The organism is Rothia sp. P5764 (assembly GCF_048512965.1).
Lineage (GTDB): Bacteria > Actinomycetota > Actinomycetes > Actinomycetales > Micrococcaceae > Rothia.
The window spans coordinates 228808-245770 of the sequence record NZ_JBLXXQ010000002.1; the positions used below are offsets into that span (position 1 = coordinate 228808).

14 protein-coding genes are annotated in these 16963 nt (G+C 53.2%); 3 read left to right on the plus strand and 11 right to left on the minus strand.

What is annotated here, in order from left to right; all coding sequences use genetic code 11:
- Positions 1-24: 24 nt before the first annotated feature.
- A complete protein-coding gene (locus tag ACN08Y_RS04705; protein ID WP_419099698.1) occupies positions 25-1113 on the plus strand; it encodes a Rieske 2Fe-2S domain-containing protein in 1089 nt (362 codons plus the stop codon).
- The gene (locus tag ACN08Y_RS04710) at positions 1113-2777 is read left to right on the plus strand and encodes a cytochrome b (protein WP_419104502.1); all 1665 of its coding nucleotides are present in this window, start codon (positions 1113-1115) and stop codon (positions 2775-2777) included. Before ACN08Y_RS04705 ends, ACN08Y_RS04710 begins: the two co-directional genes overlap by 1 nt.
- An 834-nt stretch (positions 2778-3611) precedes the next feature.
- Here the strand turns inward: ACN08Y_RS04710 and ACN08Y_RS04715 are convergent.
- From ACN08Y_RS04715 to ACN08Y_RS04735, 5 genes are all read right to left on the minus strand, one after another.
- Entirely contained in the window at positions 3612-4013 is a 402-nt protein-coding gene (locus tag ACN08Y_RS04715) for a cytochrome c oxidase subunit 4 (RefSeq protein ID WP_419099696.1), read from the minus strand.
- A 9-nt stretch (positions 4014-4022) separates the two neighbouring features.
- Positions 4023-5723, minus strand: a complete 1701-nt coding sequence (ctaD, locus tag ACN08Y_RS04720) for a cytochrome c oxidase subunit I (RefSeq protein WP_419099695.1) — start codon at positions 5721-5723, stop codon at positions 4023-4025.
- Positions 5724-5733: 10 nt separating this feature from the next.
- On the minus strand, positions 5734-6603 hold the full coding sequence (gene coxB / locus ACN08Y_RS04725; protein WP_419111982.1) for a cytochrome c oxidase subunit II: 870 nt from the start codon (positions 6601-6603) through the stop codon (positions 5734-5736).
- A gap of 217 nt (positions 6604-6820) precedes the next feature.
- Positions 6821-7177 carry a HesB/IscA family protein gene (locus tag ACN08Y_RS04730; RefSeq protein WP_419099693.1) on the minus strand — a complete coding sequence of 119 codons (357 nt, stop codon included), beginning with the start codon at positions 7175-7177 and terminating at the stop codon, positions 6821-6823.
- A gap of 86 nt (positions 7178-7263) precedes the next feature.
- On the minus strand, positions 7264-8658 hold the full coding sequence (locus ACN08Y_RS04735; protein ID WP_419111983.1) for a M20/M25/M40 family metallo-hydrolase: 1395 nt from the start codon (positions 8656-8658) through the stop codon (positions 7264-7266).
- A 56-nt stretch (positions 8659-8714) separates the two neighbouring features.
- On the opposite strand from ACN08Y_RS04735, the gene ACN08Y_RS04740 reads away from it, so the two are divergent.
- Entirely contained in the window at positions 8715-9326 is a 612-nt protein-coding gene (locus tag ACN08Y_RS04740) for a DUF3043 domain-containing protein (RefSeq protein WP_419099691.1), read from the plus strand.
- 70 nt (positions 9327-9396) lie between these two features.
- Here ACN08Y_RS04740 and ACN08Y_RS04745 read toward each other — a convergent pair whose 3' ends face one another.
- From ACN08Y_RS04745 to ACN08Y_RS04770, 6 genes are all read right to left on the minus strand, one after another.
- Positions 9397-10482: a quinone-dependent dihydroorotate dehydrogenase gene (locus ACN08Y_RS04745; protein ID WP_419104504.1), complete on the minus strand. Its 1086-nt coding sequence runs from the start codon at positions 10480-10482 to the stop codon at positions 9397-9399.
- 51 nt (positions 10483-10533) lie between these two features.
- The gene (locus ACN08Y_RS04750; RefSeq protein WP_419099689.1) at positions 10534-11313 is read right to left on the minus strand and encodes an isoprenyl transferase; all 780 of its coding nucleotides are present in this window, start codon (positions 11311-11313) and stop codon (positions 10534-10536) included.
- 4 nt (positions 11314-11317) lie between these two features.
- Positions 11318-12085 carry a DNA repair protein RecO gene (gene recO, locus ACN08Y_RS04755; protein WP_419104506.1) on the minus strand — a complete coding sequence of 256 codons (768 nt, stop codon included), beginning with the start codon at positions 12083-12085 and terminating at the stop codon, positions 11318-11320.
- Between the two features lie 124 nt (positions 12086-12209).
- Positions 12210-13949: a 2-isopropylmalate synthase gene (leuA, locus tag ACN08Y_RS04760; protein ID WP_419099687.1), complete on the minus strand. Its 1740-nt coding sequence runs from the start codon at positions 13947-13949 to the stop codon at positions 12210-12212.
- A 290-nt stretch (positions 13950-14239) separates the two neighbouring features.
- Positions 14240-15652: an LCP family protein gene (locus ACN08Y_RS04765; protein ID WP_419099686.1), complete on the minus strand. Its 1413-nt coding sequence runs from the start codon at positions 15650-15652 to the stop codon at positions 14240-14242.
- 159 nt (positions 15653-15811) lie between these two features.
- Positions 15812-16894, minus strand: coding sequence for a GTPase Era (locus ACN08Y_RS04770; protein ID WP_419099685.1), 1083 nt, complete (start codon positions 16892-16894; stop codon positions 15812-15814).
- Positions 16895-16963: the final 69 nt, after the last annotated feature.

Genomic DNA, 16963 nt, shown 5'->3' on the forward strand with positions numbered 1-16963 from the left:
ACCAAGGAAGATTTGAGGCAACACATGGGAAACCATAGTGACGGCGCACACGAAAATGCTGCCGTAGTTACCTCTCAAGAGGCAAGTAAGGAGAAGTTCCCCAACCCGGGGCTTCCCCCGCATGCTCCGCGACTCACCGACGTCGATCCCAAAAAAGCTAAAGGTGCTGAGCGACAGGTAGTTCTACTATTCGTCATCTCAATGCTGGGTTCACTGCTCTTTTGGTTCGGCTACTTCGGGATTGAGGTAACCGGCAACTTCTACGATGTCATGAACCCCGAAGCAAACAACATGCTTCGCCTGCAGAACCTCCTGCTGGGTCTAGGCATCGCATTTGCCATGTTCGGTATCGGCATCGGTATCGTCCACTGGGCACGCTCGCTCATGCCCGACCATGAAATGGTCGAAGAGCGTCATGCAGTCACCTCTGAGGAGGATCGAGCTGAGGCACAGGAAATCGTTGAAACTGTCATCGAGGAATCAGGCATCAAACGACGCCCGCTTCTGCGAAACACACTCATCGGCTCTGTAATCCTCGCTCCCCTGACATTCGTCACCCTATTCCGGGACTTGGGACCGGCTGATCCTTCAGTACTGAAGTACACACTGTGGGATAAGGGTGTTCGCCTTGTACGCGACCCCTCGGGTACGCCTATCAAGGCTTCCGATGTCACTCTAGGCTCCGCCTACCACGTACTGCCTGAGACCCTGTCAAGCCTTTCTCATGAAAATGGATATCTTGAAGAGAAGGCAAAAGCAGTAGTGCTACTGATGCGCCTAGATCCTGACGAGCTCAACGTGTCCCCGGGCCGCGAGGACTGGAACGTCGATGGCATAATTGCCTACTCAAAGGTTTGTACGCACGTCGGCTGCCCTATCGCGCTCTATGAACAGCGGACCCATCATCTACTCTGCCCCTGCCACCAGTCGACCTTCGATGCGGCAAATGAGTGCGAGGTTGTATTCGGTCCGGCAGGTCACGCCCTACCTCAGCTGCCCATCGCAGTTGATGAAGAAGGCTACCTAATCGCTCAAAGCGATTTCCATGAACCCGTAGGCCCCGGCTACTGGGAACGCGCACAGCAAATCAAGGAAATGGCAGGTGAAGCGTAATGTCTACTTCATTGCAAAATGACTACAAGGCAAAAACCTCAACGGGAAAGATCGCTCAATATGTCGACCAGCGGGTTGGTGCCTCCGGTATCATCAAGGAGTTCGGCCGTAAGATCTTCCCAGATCACTGGTCATTTATGTTCGGTGAGGTTGCCCTTTACAGCCTAGTAATCCTGATTATTTCGGGAACCTTTCTGACCTTCTTTTTCAACCCCACCATGGTCTCCGTAACCTACGATGGTTCCTATGTGCCCATGAAGGGCACGCACATGTCTGCAGCCTACGCCTCTGCCCTGGATATCTCCTTTGATATTCGCGGTGGACTCCTCATGCGTCAGATCCACCACTGGGCGGCTCTGATGTTTATGATGGCTATGTCAGTACACATGCTACGTGTCTTTTTCACCGGCGCCTTCCGACGCCCCCGTGAACTAAACTGGGTTATAGGAACTGTCCTGCTGATCATCGGCATTCTCGCAGGCTTTACCGGCTACTCCTTGCCTGACGATGTTCTTTCGGGCAATGGTTTGAGGATCATCGACGGTATCTTCAAGTCCATACCTCTGGTTGGTACTTACATCTCTCTTTTCTTCTTCGGTGGAGAGTTCCCCGGCGATGCCGTAATCGGTCGACTTTACAGCCTACACATCATGATCATCCCAGCTATGCTCCTCTTGCTGGTTGCCATTCACATGTTCATGGTTGTACTTCATAAGCACACCCAGTACCCTGGGCCTGGCCGGACTGAAAACAATGTCGTTGGCTTCCCTGTCGGTCCTGTTTATGCAGCAAAGGCTGGCGGTTTCTTCTTCATCGTTTTCGGTATCATTGCCTTCCTGGGCGCGACCTTTACCATCAACGCTATCTGGAACTACGGCCCCTACGATCCCTCACCTGTGCAGGCAGGAACCCAGCCTGACTGGTATGTCGGCTTCGGCGATGGCGCTCTTCGCCTGTGGCCCGGGGTTTGGCCCTGGCCCTGGGAGTTTGAGTTCCTTGGTGGAACCTGGGTTCTCAATGTTCTTCTCCCCTTTGCCTTGATGGCCGGTTCCGTCATGATGGCCATGGTCTTCTGGCCCTGGATTGAACGCTGGGTTACCAAAGACGATCGTGTTCACAACATCCTTGATCGCCCCCGGAATGCCCCGTTCAGAACTGCTTGTGGTGTAGCTGGTATTACTGCCTACTCATCCCTCATGATTGCTGCAAGCTCGGATCTCATTGCAACCCATTTCCATGTCTCACTCAACGATGTGGCCTATTGGTTGCGTGCCTCCTTTGTCCTGGGCCCCATTATTGGGTTCCTGCTCACTCAGCGCATTTGCCTGTCGCTTCAGCGTAAAGACCGTGAGCTGGTTCTGCATGGTGTTGAAACAGGTAAGGTTGTTCAGCTGCCCCACGGCGAGTTCATTGAGGTTCACAAGCCTATTGATGAATACCGCCGCTACGAGCTGGTTTCCTTTGAGTCACCTGCGCCAATTCCTGCTCAGCCCAATAAGAAGGGTAAGATCAGCTCGATTGAGAAGTTGCGTTCAGGCATCTCAAAGATTTGGTTCGAAGACCGCGTTCTTGCCGTCACCCCCACAGAACTAGAAGCTGCTCACCATGAGCATCACGGCGATCATGCTGTGACTGCTAGCTCTGCAGAATCAATCGAAAAGTAAATATAGGTTGTAGTTAGGTGTGGGGCATCCGCTTATGCGGGTGCCCCACATTTGTTTAAAGCGGTTTAATCTGTAGCGGACGAGCTTTCTCTGCTGGTCTGCCTCAAGGGGCTTATTGAGGGTATAACCCCGGCTACTCCCCTATGCCTGGAAGCAATACTGGAAGCTCAATAGATGGGCGCAAACCTTAGTGCTCGGATCATGAGTGATCTGTTTGAAAAACAGTTTGTCTCAGAGACGGCGTGTCTTGCTGCCACACAAGCTCCTTAGGCGCGAATATGCCTTCTGGGCTGTTCTGGGCTGTTCTGGGCTGTTCTGGGCTGTTCTGGGCTGTTCTGGGCTGTTCTGGGCTGTTCTGGGCTGTTCTGGGCTGTTCTGGGCTGTTCTGGGCGTCGCTTAGCCTGGTGAGCATGCCAAAAGCCTCCTGCATAGGATTGCACTAGAGTTGGAGCCCCTTAGCGAGGTTTTCAATTCGCCCCTACTAGATAGGCCCATACGGTTAGACAACCAGCTCTATCTGGCGAAAGGTAGTCATAAAACTCTAATCAACTGAAGCTAAGAGCTAAGGACTCCGTACCCCCCAGAAGGTAAAAAGAAAAACCAAACAATAAGGGGTAACTTGCCCCCAGGCGCACCCGCCGTCTCGCACAGATCTAACATGGCTTCAATACACCACTTGCAGGGAATCAAACCTTCTCATCAGCGCTCTTCCGCTAGATTTTCAAGCCAGCTACCATCACTACTCTCCCCGACAGGAAAGTACCAAACACATAAAAGCGGAGCCCATATCTTTTCAGATATGGGCTCCGCCTTACTTTTATGACCTATTGGCCCTTAGTGAGCGTGATCGCCACGGTTGTACTCATAGACCCAACCAATAACAGCGGTAGCGGCAAAAGGAATGGCCAGGAGAACAATCCACCAGTCAATTGCCAGACCGACTACAACAATGGTGCAAGCAGCGCCGATGAAGAGAGGCCACCATGACCACGGTGAGTAGAAACCATAGTCACCAGCGCCATCTGCAATCTCACCCTCAAGGTTTTCATAGGGCATATCGGGATGCCGCTTATCTGTGAACTTGAGGAAGAACCACAGGAACAAGCACATGACCGCAGTAGCCAGGATGGCCGGGAAGCCAGCCCACTCAGTGAAGTCAGTCATCACACCATAGACGATACCGACAGGAATGAGGAAGACACCGATCAGCCCAAAAATATTACCTAGAAGTTTCACGCATGTCTCCTATCGCTCGGTAGCCTGGCGGGCAGCCGCAGCAATATCGTGATTGGTTGATAGCTCGGGATGATGAAGATCCAGCGCCGGGCGTTCTGAACGGATACGGGGTAGAGCCGTAAAGTTATGGCGTGGAGGCGGGCAAGAAGTTGCCCACTCCAAGGAACCTCCAAAGCCCCAAGGGTCATCGACCTCAACACGCCTGCCTGAGCGAGCAGTTGTAAAGACATTCCAGAACCAAGGGATCATGGAGACAGCAAGAATCATTGAGCCAAAAGTTGAAAGCTGGTTCATCCAGGTGAAACCATCCTCAGGCATGTAGTCGGCGTAACGACGAGGCATGCCATCAACGCCCAGCCAGTGCTGAACGAGGAAGGTGGTGTGGAAGCCAATGAACAGCAACCAGAAGTGAATCTTTCCCAGACGTTCATTGAGCATCTTGCCAGTAAACTTAGGCCACCAGAAGTAGAGAGCAGCAAACATGCCGAACACCAAGGTACCGAAAATTACGTAGTGGAAGTGAGCAACCACGAAGTAAGAATCCGACAGGTGGAAGTCCAGCGGAGGGGTGGCCAGGATAATACCGGTGATACCGCCGAAGAGGAAGGTAATCAGGAAGCCAACAACCCAGAGCATAGGGGTCTCGAAGGTAATTGACCCCTGCCACATAGTGCCAATCCAGTTGAAGAATTTAACACCGGTGGGGATACCAATCAGCATGGTCATGAAGGAGAAGAAGGGCAACATGACAGCGCCAGTAACGTACATGTGGTGAGCCCACACGGTAACAGAGAGAGCGGCGATGGTAATGGTTGCGAAAATCAGGCCCTTGTAACCAAAAATCGGCTTACGAGAGAATACCGGGATAATTTCAGAGACAATGCCAAAGAAAGGCAGTGCCAGAACGTAAACCTCAGGGTGACCGAAGAACCAGAACAGGTGCTGCCAGAGAACGGCACCACCGTTTTCAGGGTCAAAGATGTGGCCACCGAGGCGACGATCCATGCCGAGCGCAAACAGAGCAGATGCAAGCGGCGGGAAGATCATGATGATGAGAATTGCGGTAATCAGTGTGGTCCAGGTGAACACCGACATACGCCACATGGTCATACCGGGGGCACGCATGCACAGAATGGTTGTCAAGAAGTTGACGCCACCCATGATGGTACCGAAGCCCTGCAGTGCCAGGCCAAAGATCCAGAGATCGCCACCTACGCTAGGGCTGTAGGTGGTGCTGTTCAGAGGTGCATAAGCAAACCAGCCGAACGAAGCAGCGCCCTGAGGCGTCAGGAAGCCTGCAATAGCTACCAAAGATCCAAACAGGAAGAACCAGAAGGCCAGGGAGTTCAAACGAGGGAAAGCAACGTCAGGGGCACCGATATGAAGCGGAACCAGTACGTTTGCGAAACCAGTGAACAGAGGCGTGCCAAACATCAGCAGCATGAGCGTGCCGTGCATGGTAAACAGCTGGTTGAACTGTTCCTTAGTCTGCAAGAGCTGCATACCGGGTGAGTAAAGCTCAAGGCGCATGAGTAGAGCCATGACACCGGCTAAGCAGAAGAAAATAAATGCTGCAATCAGGTACATGTACCCGATTGTTTTGTGGTCGGTGGAAGTCAGCCAATTGACGATGATGCGTCCCTTTGACTTGGGAACCACCCGCGGAACAACACTACCGGTTGTCTCCGCTGAGTACTCAAGAGTAGTCACGGGTCACCTCTTACTGGTTGGTGTTCATGTTAGGGTTACGGTTTTGCTCATCACCGAGGCGGCCTTCTTGACCGGAATCCCTCAGCGACTGGATGTAAGCGTCGTAGTCTTTCTGGCTGACTACCTTCACGTTGAACAGCATCTCTGAGTGGTATTCCCCACAGAGTTCGGCGCACTTACCCTGGTAGGTGCCAGGCTCGCTACCGGTGGTGAAGTACATGTGGTTAGTCATACCGGGGATGGTGTCGCGCTTCTCAAGGAAGGCGGGGACCCAGAATGAGTGAACGACATCATGAGACTTAAGCTGAATGTCCACGGTTGAATCCACGGGCAGGTAGAGAGTGGGGAGTGTTTCCTCAACTCCTATCTGGCCTTCCTTATCCAGGCGAGCCTGAACACCAGCAAAGTAGACATTTTCGTCGATGTAGTTGAAGTCCCAGGACCACTGCTTACCGTAAACCTCAATAGTTACGTCAGCAACATCCGACTTGGGAGCAGTAATCTCACGCTCCGCTTTATCGGAGAAGGTGAAGAAGCTGACAATCAAGATGATGGGGATTGCGGTGTAGAAAATTTCCAGGGGAAGGTGATAGCTCACCTGGCGAGGATAACCGGTTTCGTACTTGCGGCGACGGTAGGCGATAAGGCACCAAATCATGAGACCCCAGGTGACCAGACCAACTGCCAGTGCAGCGATCCAGGCACCAATCCAGAGCTCCATGATGGTATTTGCGTTATCGGTAACACCACGCCTGGTGGGCAGCCAGCCCACCTTTGCCTGTTCTGAACAACCGGTCAAGAGCAGCGCAGAAGCTGCTGTGGCAAGGACAAGTGCCTTGCCCTTCAGCCCCTTGCTGCTGGTTCGATGCTGCGAACTCACAGACGGCCCTTCCTGTAGCGATGTGCGTGCCACCCGGTGCTGTGTATGGACAGCAAGAATCCAGGTGTTAAATCTTTCATTACGAGCTTACCCTCAAATGGGCGTAAAAAGTGACAATCTGTCACCTAAGCAACGTGTCATTTCACAAGTATTTCACTATTAAAAGCAGAAAGAGGGGCACACCGTGGGTGTGCCCCTCCTGGTAAACAAGCAAGACTTAGTGGAAAGAATCTCCACAAGCACATGATCCCTGAGCGTTAGGGTTATCGATGGAGAAGCCCTGCTTCTGAATAGTGTCTTCAAAATCGATAGTTGAACCATCAAGATAAGGCACGCTCATGCGGTCCACGATAACCTCTACCCCATCGAAGTCACGGACAGCATCGCCATCAAGAACTCGCTCGTCAAAATAGAGCTGGTAAATCAGACCAGAGCAACCGCCGGGTTGAACTGCGATGCGCAGTCTTAAATCAGTGCGCCCCTCCTGCTCGAGTAAGCTGCGGACTTTGTCAGCAGCAACCTCTGTGAGATTGACACCGTGGGTGGGAAGTTCCGTGGAAACTGTTTCAGTCATTCCATGAATCCTTTCATTCGACTAATTTGCCTTTATCTTACGCCTTTATTAAATTTTGGGCGACCTGTTCGCAGACAGGTCAACTGTTAGTAGTCAAGACATTGGGAGGAAATCATCAGCGCTTCAGCCAGGATGGCTTTTTTGAAGTCTGGCAAAAAGAGCGACTCATTGGCGCTGTGGGCCCGAGTGTCGGGGTCTTCAATACCTGTGATGAGAATCTGGGCGCTGGGGAAAACCTCAGTGAGTGTCGCGATAAAAGGAATGGACCCTCCTAAGCCGGTTTTAACGGGTTCCACCCCCCAGGCTTGGGCGAAGGACGCCAGCGCGAGCTGAGCACCGTCACCATCAACTTCACCCTTATACGGGCGTCCAGAATCTACAGCACTGTATGTAATCTCAGCCCCAAACAGGTTATTTTCTGCACAGTGTCGTGCCAAAGCAGAGTGAGCAGCTGCTGGGTCCTGGCCTGGCGCAAGACGAACGCTAATCCTTGCTTTAGCAGTCGCCGCAAGAGTATTGGCTGCTTCAGATACAGGAGTGATATCCATTCCGATGACTGAAATAGCCGGCTGGGACCACAGGCGTGAAGTAATAGAGCCCTTACCAGCAAGTTTCATCGACTTGACGATACCCGAATCCGCCCTAAAATCTTCTTCAGAATATTCAACCTCAAGTTCAGGGGAAGAGATTAAACCTTCAACTGCAACCGAACCTTGAGGATCATGGAGGGTGGCAAGCAACTGAATAAGAACCGTATTCGCGTCGAGAAGGGGCCCACCGAATACCCCTGAGTGAACGGCATGGTCACTAACCTTCACCGAGATATCACCGCTTGCAACACCTCGCAGACCCACCGTGAGAGCAGGAACTCCTGCCCGCCAGTTGGCTGAGTCTGCCACGACAATATAGTCACCTGAGAGCTTCTCACGGTAAGTTGCAATGAAACTATCGAAACTGGGTGAACCCGCTTCTTCTTCACCTTCAATAAAGAGGGTGACGCCGGCTCTAAAATCATCGCCCAAGACTGCTTTCACAGCTCTAAAAGCGGCCAGATGGGCGATAACTCCAGCCTTGTCATCGGCTGCCCCACGCCCAAAAAGTCTATCCCCCTTTTGCTGAGCCTTAAAAGGTTCCGTTTCCCAGAGTTCGAGATCACCGGCAGGTTGGACATCGTGGTGGGCGTAGAGAACAAAAGTGGGGTAACCCGGGGCGGCAGGCTTCGAAGCTAGAACTGCGGGCATACCCTGCTGCCCCTTACCGTAGGTAGCTGTCAGAACCTCTGCCGAGTCAAAGCCAGCATCAAGCGCAAGCTCCTGAACCTTCTGAGCGCTCCGAGCAACTTCATCCAAATCAAAAGATTCCCAAGCCACCGAAGGAATAGCTACTAATTCTGTCAGCTCCTGGACATATTGCTCGAATCGCTCATCAATGAAGCGAGCTAGTTCATCACGTGCCGAAAAATTAAAACATGTTGTTGTCATGTATCCCAGAATACGCCGAGCCACTATAACTTTGAACAACTTGCTATTCTTAAGGGGTGTTTGGACGAAATAAGAAATCAGTAGAAACAGCGGATGCCGCAGCAATTGACTCCGCTCCCCCCGCCGCAAGCGACAAAGATAACAAGCCCGCAAAATACACGCCACCGAAGGGACGCCCTACCCCATCACGTAAGGAACGTGAAGCTGCGCGTAAGAACCCTCTCGTTCCCGCTGACCGGAAGGCCGCGAAAGAGGCTCAGCGCGCCGCAGAGCGTGAATTCCGGGCTAAGCAGCAACAGGCCCTTCAGACCGGGGATGAACGCTACCTCCCGGTTAACGATCGTGGCCCCCAGCGTCGCTACATTCGTGACTACGTTGATGCCCGTTTCAACGTAGGTGATTTTATGCTGATTGTCATCCTGTTGATTTTCATTATCGGATTGATAGTTCCCGCTACACAGCATTTAACCGCTCTACTCATGTGGGCAATGCTTCTGCTGTGGATCCTCGATTACTTCATCATGTGGCGCAAGCTCAAGAAAAAGCTAACCGAAAAATTCACCACTCTTGAACCTCGTTCTGGTCTTTACGCTTTCAACCGCACCATGATGATTCGTAGGTTCCGCCTGCCTAAACCGCAGGTAGAACGAGGAAACTACCCCAGCTAATAGAGCTCACAGGCGCATGAGAAGGGCCGCTCACCACTCGGTAGCGGCCCTTTATCGTATCTGCTGGAGACTAGGAAGCTTTCCTCAGTTTGAGGAGCTCTCGGTTGATGTGCGCAGCCCAGAGCGGCCCCTGATAGATGAAGGCTGTATAACCCTGAACCAGGTCGGCCCCAGCATCTAGCCGTTCAGCAACATCCTGAGCAGTTGTTACACCGCCTACAGAGATCAGCGCGAGCTTATCCCCTACCTCTGCTTTCAAGAGCTTCAGAACTTCAAGCGAACGATGCTTGAGTGGCTCCCCCGATAGGCCACCAGCACCGAGTTCCATGACCTTATCCATGGGGGTTATCAGCTCCAAGCCCTCACGAGCAATAGTCGTATTGGTGGCGATAATGCCGTCGAGGCCAAGGCGCAGAGCCATGGCGGCAAGGTCTCTGATATCCTCATCGGCAAGGTCAGGCGCAATCTTGACGACCAGAGGAACTCGTCGGCCTAGCACTACCCTATCGGCCTCAGCACGCACAGCGGCAAGAAGCGGCTCGAGGGTTTCGATAGCCTGAAGATCCCTGAGCCCAGGAGTATTGGGAGAACTTACATTAACCGCAAGATAATCCGCCTGAGGCGCAAGAATACGGGTGCTGATCAGATAATCCTCAATGGCCTGGTCCAACTCAACGACCTTGGTCTTACCAATGTTGATACCAATAACAGGACGTACCTTACCCCGGTATTCGGCATCAAGGTCAGCTCTAGCCGCAGCTACCCTCGGTCCAGTGTCTGCTGCACCGTTATTGTTAAAGCCCATGCGGTTAACAATTGCACGGTCCTCAAGCAATCTGAATAATCGTGGCTGAGGGTTACCAGGTTGGGCCTGGCCTGTGATGGTGCCAATCTCGACATGCCCAAAGCCCAAGTTACCCAGAGCTACGATAGCCGTACCCCCCTTGTCAAAACCAGCGGCAATTCCAAAAGGAGATGGGAACCGGATACCCATGACCTCCGTGGACAAAGAGGGGTCAGGCGAGAAGAACCTGCCACCCCACCGCGTCACACCCGTCGCTCGCAGGGTCTTCACACCCCACATACCTAGATGGTGGGCCTTTTCAGGGTCCATCGGTTTAAAAAAGAGCTTGAACAGGGTTGGGTAGATCCGCATCGGGGACCCCTTTCAGCTAGGGCATCACAACTGCCAATTTGTAAGCAAAAACTAGGGTTTGCTGACCTTATCTACCGCCCCACCGTAGCGTCTATCGCGAGAGGCGTACTCCTGGACAGCCTGCCATAAGGTGAGACGGTTTACATCGGGCCAGAGAACGTTCATGAAGACCATTTCGGCGTAGGCGCTTTGCCAGAGCAAGAAGTTTGAAATTCGCTGTTCGCCAGATGTGCGTAGGAACAGGTCTACATCGGGTAAATCGGGTTCATCAAGGTAGCGCTGGAAAATTTTTTCGTTGATGTGTTTGGCCTTCAGCTTGCCGCTAGCAAGATCCTCGGCAAGGAGGGCGGCTGCATCGGCAATCTCGGCGCGCCCCCCATAATTGACGCACATGGTCAGGGTACACAGCGTATTGTTCTTGGTCTCTTCCTCGCATTTTTCAAGGAGCGAGATGACGGACTTCCAGAGCTTAGGCCTGCGGCCGGCCCACCGAATACGGACGCCCCAGGACTTAAGCGTTTCTAATTGGCGTTCCAGCACTTCGGATGAGAAACGCATCAAAAAGGCAACCTCGTCGGGTGACCGACGCCAGTTTTCCGTTGAAAAGGCGTAAGCAGAAATGTAAGGGATGCCCATCTCAATTGCGCCAGCTACGACCTCAAGAAGTGCCGCCTCCCCCGCCCGGTGCCCCTCGTTCCTGGGCAGACCGCGCTCGTTAGCCCACCGCCCGTTCCCGTCCATCACCACGGCAACATGCTGAGGGACAAACTTACTGGGGATAGCAGGAGCTACAACACCACTTGGGTGGGCAGGTGGCTTGATGACAGTCATAGGGCTATTGTTCCTTTTCCAAGGTTGCTAGGGTCTTCAGCGGCTTATCCAACTGCCACTGCACATAATCCATGATAAGCCCGGACATTCTATGGGCTAAGACTGATGGGAACTGCCCGGTAACAGCAGGCCAGTCCCCACCAGCAAGTACCTGCAAATACTGCGGAGTCTGTGGCGGTACCGGGTAAATGCGGCTGAAATCACCCGACCGAGCGCAGCCAGTGCAGAGCAAGCCAACCTCAGGAGAATAGTAGGTAAGGCCATGCTCGAGACCGCATGATGCGCACCTAGCTAAAGCCATACTCCACCCCGCAAGATGAAGCGCTCTCAGCAGGTAGGAATCGAGAATCCGGTACGCTGGGAGCTCCCCCGCGGCCAGGGCAGATAAAGCACCAGCCAGCAGAACGAACTGGTCCTGAAGCCTATCTTGCTCGTGGGCCAGTAGCTGCTCGGCCACCTCACAGACCACAGCGGCCACCGTGTAGCGAGTGTAATCCGCAACGATAGGTCCAAGGTAGGCCCGTCGGGTCACGACCTGAGAAATCGTTGCCAAATTTTTACCGGCTGCCGCAGAAATCTCCACCAGCATGAAGGGCTCAAGACGAGCCCCAATCTTCGAACTACTCTTCCGAACCCCCTTTGCTACGGCATGGACTAGACCGTCATGCCTGGTCGCTAAGATAATGATCCGGTCGTACTCCCCCAAATCTTGGGTACGTAAAACGATAGCGCTATCACGAATGGTCTTTTTCCTTGATAGCGCTGAATTCACACTCCCATTGTGGCATAACCGCACCCCATATGCCCTGATTGGTGCTGGGGAATGTGCATCACAAGAGGCTTGACATAAGAGCCGGGGTGAGCAAAATCAGCCCACCCCGACTTAGAATTACTCCTTACTCAGAGTCACGCAAAGCACGGTTGACAGCAGAAACCATTGCCTTCAGCGACGCCCGAGTTGTTGAATTATCAATACCGATACCCCACAGAACTCGGCTACCCACGGCCGCTTCGATATACGAGGCAGCCTGCGCATTTGCGGCCGAGCCGAGGGTATGCTCCGAGTAATCCATGACGCGGACATCGACGCCCTCCTTGGCCAGAATCGACTGCAGTGCTTCGATGGGGCCGCTACCCTGAGCGACACGGTTGTAGGTATGACCGTTAATGTTTAGACCAACCCGCATGGTGGTCTCGCCGTGTTCCTCAGAATCAATGGACAGAGACTCGATGCGGTACTTACCCCATCGAGATTCCGCCTTCTGATTAGGAAGGTACTCATCTGCGAAGATATCCCACAGAGCCTTGCTAGCAACCTCCCCGCCCTGTGCATCGGTTTTAGCCTGGACAACCGCCGAGAACTCCTGCTGGGCACGCTTGGGGAGGTCCAGGCCAAAGTCCTTCTTGAGCAGGTAAGCAACACCACCCTTACCTGACTGAGAATTCACACGGATAACAGCTTCGTAGGAGCGCCCAAGGTCTTTAGGATCAATGGGAAGATAAGGAACCGCCCACACGAGCTCGTCAAGGCTCTTGCCCTGTTCAGCGGCATCCTTTTCCATGCGCTCAAATCCCTTTTTGATGGCATCCTGATGCGAGCCAGAGAAAGCAGTGAAGACCAAATCGCCGCCGTAGGGAGAGCGCTCATGAACCGGCAACTGGTTACAGTACTCGACGGTCCGCCTAATCTCGTCAATGTCCGAAAAATCAATCTCCGGGTTAACGCCCTGGGTGTACATGTTCAGACCCAGGGTAATCAAATCGACGTTACCGGTGCGCTCGCCATTACCAAAGAGGCACCCCTCGATACGATCCGCACCAGCTAGGTAACCCAGTTCAGCCGCTGCGACACCGGTTCCACGGTCATTGTGGGGGTGCAATGACAAAATGACGTGCTCACGGTTGGTCAGGTTGCGGCTGACCCATTCAACAGAGTCAGCGTAAATATTGGGAGTTGCCATCTCAACCGTAGCAGGAAGATTGATAATAACTTCGCGGCCTTGGCCGATGCCCAGTTCGTCGGTCACAGCGTTGCAGACCCGAACAGCGAACTCGAGTTCAGTGCCGGTGAAAGACTCCGGTGAGTACTCATAGGTCACCTTGGTATCGTGTACAAGCTGCTCTTCATATTTCTTGCACAAACGGGCTCCCGTGAGCGCAATGTCCAGGATTCCGTCCTGGTCCTGGTTAAAAACTACCCGACGCTGGAGGACTGAAGTCGAGTTGTAGAAGTGAACGATAGCCTTGGGAGCACCGTCAATCGCTTCAAAAGTCTTTTGAATCAGGTGCTCACGGCACTGAACCAGAACCTGAATGGTGACGTCATTGGGGATATGGCCGTCCTCGATGAGGGTACGGACAAAATTAAAGTCGGTAGCGGAGGCAGATGGGAAACCTACCTCAATTTCCTTGTAGCCCATGCGGACCAGCAGCTTAAACATAGCCAGCTTACGCTCAGTATCCATGGGGTCAATCAGGGCCTGGTTGCCGTCACGCAGGTCAACCGCGCACCACCGGGGGGCCTTCCTTATCTTCTTTTCCGGCCATGTGCGATCGGGAAGAGAAACATGAATTTGCTGGTCGAAAGGCAGGTACTTGTGCACCGGCATGGACGATGGTTTCTGGAAATTTTTCATAGCTATGACCCTTACAGATGAGGTGAGAAAATTGGCACCGGGTAGCGAATACCCGTAGCGAAGCTAAACCCGGGGCACTTCGCTACGGCAGATAAGCAGTCGCCGTGTCATCTCACGCATAGTGCCACGGTACCACGTTGGTCAACGCCAACCGGGAAAATCCAACCTCTATGTTCACTATCTGGGCTAGCGGCCGGTCAAGGCGCCCACAGCAGGAAAGAGCCGTCTAAAAAGCCCGGCTTGAGGCCCGTAGTGGGGCAATCAAGCCGGGCTTAAGAAAACTACCAGACCTAGTAACTAAATGCCTGCTGGCAGGTGACCTGATCGGCGGTCTGGCCGCTGGCTCCCCCAGCAATTTTTGCCTGAGTAGTTTGAAGCTTATCTTCGGAGGCTAAATCAGAACCGAGCACTACCTCAATACCGGTATGCAGGCTTGAAGGGGTTACCGCCGTGATTCCATAGAGGTCAGCAATCAGCTGTGCTTCTGCTTCGTAGCCGTAGGGGTAGTAAACCGTAGACGCAGGGTAGATGGTAGCCTCATCCTGAGTTGTGACGGCCGAGAAACCAGCATCCTTGGTGATAGAAGCCAGTTTATTGGCTCGCCCTGTGACCCCACTGGCGTTGGTGAACGTAACGTCAAGAGCATAATTCAGCTCTTGAGCCGTGCTGGTGGAAGGCTCCTCCGCAGGTGCACTGGGTGAGGCAGAAGGCTCAACAAGCGACTGGTCTTTCTGTAGCTTGGTGAAGAAAGCCTCTGCCTCACTCGAGAGCTGCAACTTATTCTCATCGTAGATGTAGGGCTCATGAGGAACCGTGGCAAAAACAACCTTGCTTAAGTCCACCGACGAAAAGATTGAGCCAATACCCACGAGATTACCAAGCTTAGTAAGTTCAGTGTCGACCGTTACGTTCTGGGTGATAGCCTCGGCAATTCTAAGAAGCATGGCGGGGTTAGAGAGAGTCCCCTCGGACTGTACCTTCCGTAGCAAAGATGCCAGGAAGCTCTGCTGGGCCTTAATACGCGCTGTATCGCTGCCGTCACCAAAGCCGTGACGAGAGCGAAGGAAAGCAAGAGCCTGCTCCCCCTCAACACTTGATGTACCGGCAGGAAGTTTGAGGCCGCTGTAAGTATCGTCAATCGGCTCGGAAACGCATACCTCAACCCCACCCACAACACTTGAAAGCGCTTTAACGGCATTGAAATCAACCAGCATAAAGTGATCAATGGCCACACCGGTGAGGTTGCTGATGGTAGCAACGGTACACCCCGGTCCGCCCCGTTCGAGAGACTCATTAATCTGGGTATCAGAGGTGGCGGGGTAGACTTCCCCGGTGGTTGCATCGGTGCACTTGGGGATATCAACCATGAGGTCACGCGGCAAGGAAATCACGTTCACCGCTGAGCGGTCTTCGCTCACCTGAACCAGCATCATGACATCGGAACGAGCACCGGCTTCAAGGTCCTCGGCAGAACCGTAAGCTCCGTTAGCGCCGCTACGAGTATCAGAACCGATAATCAAAATATCAAGGGGACCGCTCGCAAGGTTGCTAGAGAGCTCACCGATATTGATTTCAGCGGTATGGACGTTGCTGCGTAAACGCAATAGCGCAAACCCGCTGAAAGCAACCACCATAGTCAGCAAGGCCACGCACGATAAGGCAATCCACTGGAGCTGCCGGGATTTAATCGGCTGATTCGCCATATGTCGGCCAAGTGGCTCAACAATTCGCTGGTTGGGGGTACCCTGAGGCGCCATTCAGTTACTCCGATTCATCAATACTGGGCTCGTCCTGCTACTTTGCCTGCACCAGGATAAACAATCAAGCTGGGAAGATTCTTTTGATTTAAGCGGCTTTTGGTACTAAAAACCCAGCTTCCCGAGTGCCCTGGGATCGCGCTGCCAGTCTTTTGCCACCTTGACATGGACCGATAGGTAGACCTTGGTCCCTAGAAGTGCCTCAATATTGTGTCGAGCTTTTTGCCCAATTTCTTTGAGCCGTGCTCCACGCTTGCCAATAATGATGCCCTTCTGAGAATCACGCTCAACATAAAGGTTAACGTGAATATCGAGCAGGGCATTATCTTCGCTACGCCCCTCACGTAGCTCCATCTCTTCAACAGTGACAGCAACAGAGTGCGGCAGTTCGTCCTGCACACCCTCGAGCGCGGCCTCACGCACCAGCTCGGCAACCAGTGTTGCCTCAGGTTCATCGGTCAGTTCCCCGGTGGGGTAGAGCGGAGGCGAACTGGGAAGGTAAGAAGAAAGAAGCCTGGCAACTTCATCAACCTGGTAATCCTTAAGGGCAGAGACGGGGATAATATCTGCCCAGCCCCCCTGACCGTCAATAACAGTAGCCTGCTGAACCTGGCCTTTATTCCGTTTGGCCGCAGGGCCACTACCCTTACGGAAGGCGAGCTCTTCGCCCTTCTGCTTGGCTTCCTGGCGTTGGCGGCGCTGCTGTCGAGCGGCTCGCTCTGCACTCATGATTTCATCGCCCAGGGCTGACACCGCAAGAAGCTGCTCGGTCAGTTGCTCGTGAGAAACCTTATCTGCCTTAGTCACAATCGCAACAATCGGTTTATTGCCCGAAGCCGCAAGCTGCTGAGCAATGTAACGGTCGCCCGGGCCAATCTTCTCGTCCGCAGGAATACAGAAACCGATTACATCGACCTCAGAGAGAGTCTGAGCTACCAGGTCATTGAGCCGTTCACCCAAAAGTGTACGAGGGCGGTGCAAACCGGGAGTGTCTACCAGCACCAGTTGAAAATCTTCACGGTGAACAATACCGCGAATCGTGTGGCGAGTAGTTTGCGGGCGATTTGAGGTAATCGCAACCTTCTGGCCCACTAAAGCATTAGTCAGTGTCGATTTACCGGCATTAGGTCGGCCTACCAAAACGGCAAAGCCTGCGGTGTAATCCTCGGGAAAGGCTGCAAAATCCACTCAATAGCTCCAAAAAGTAGTGAAAAAATATCTACCCATCACTTTACAGGTAGCTAGCACCCGCCAGTT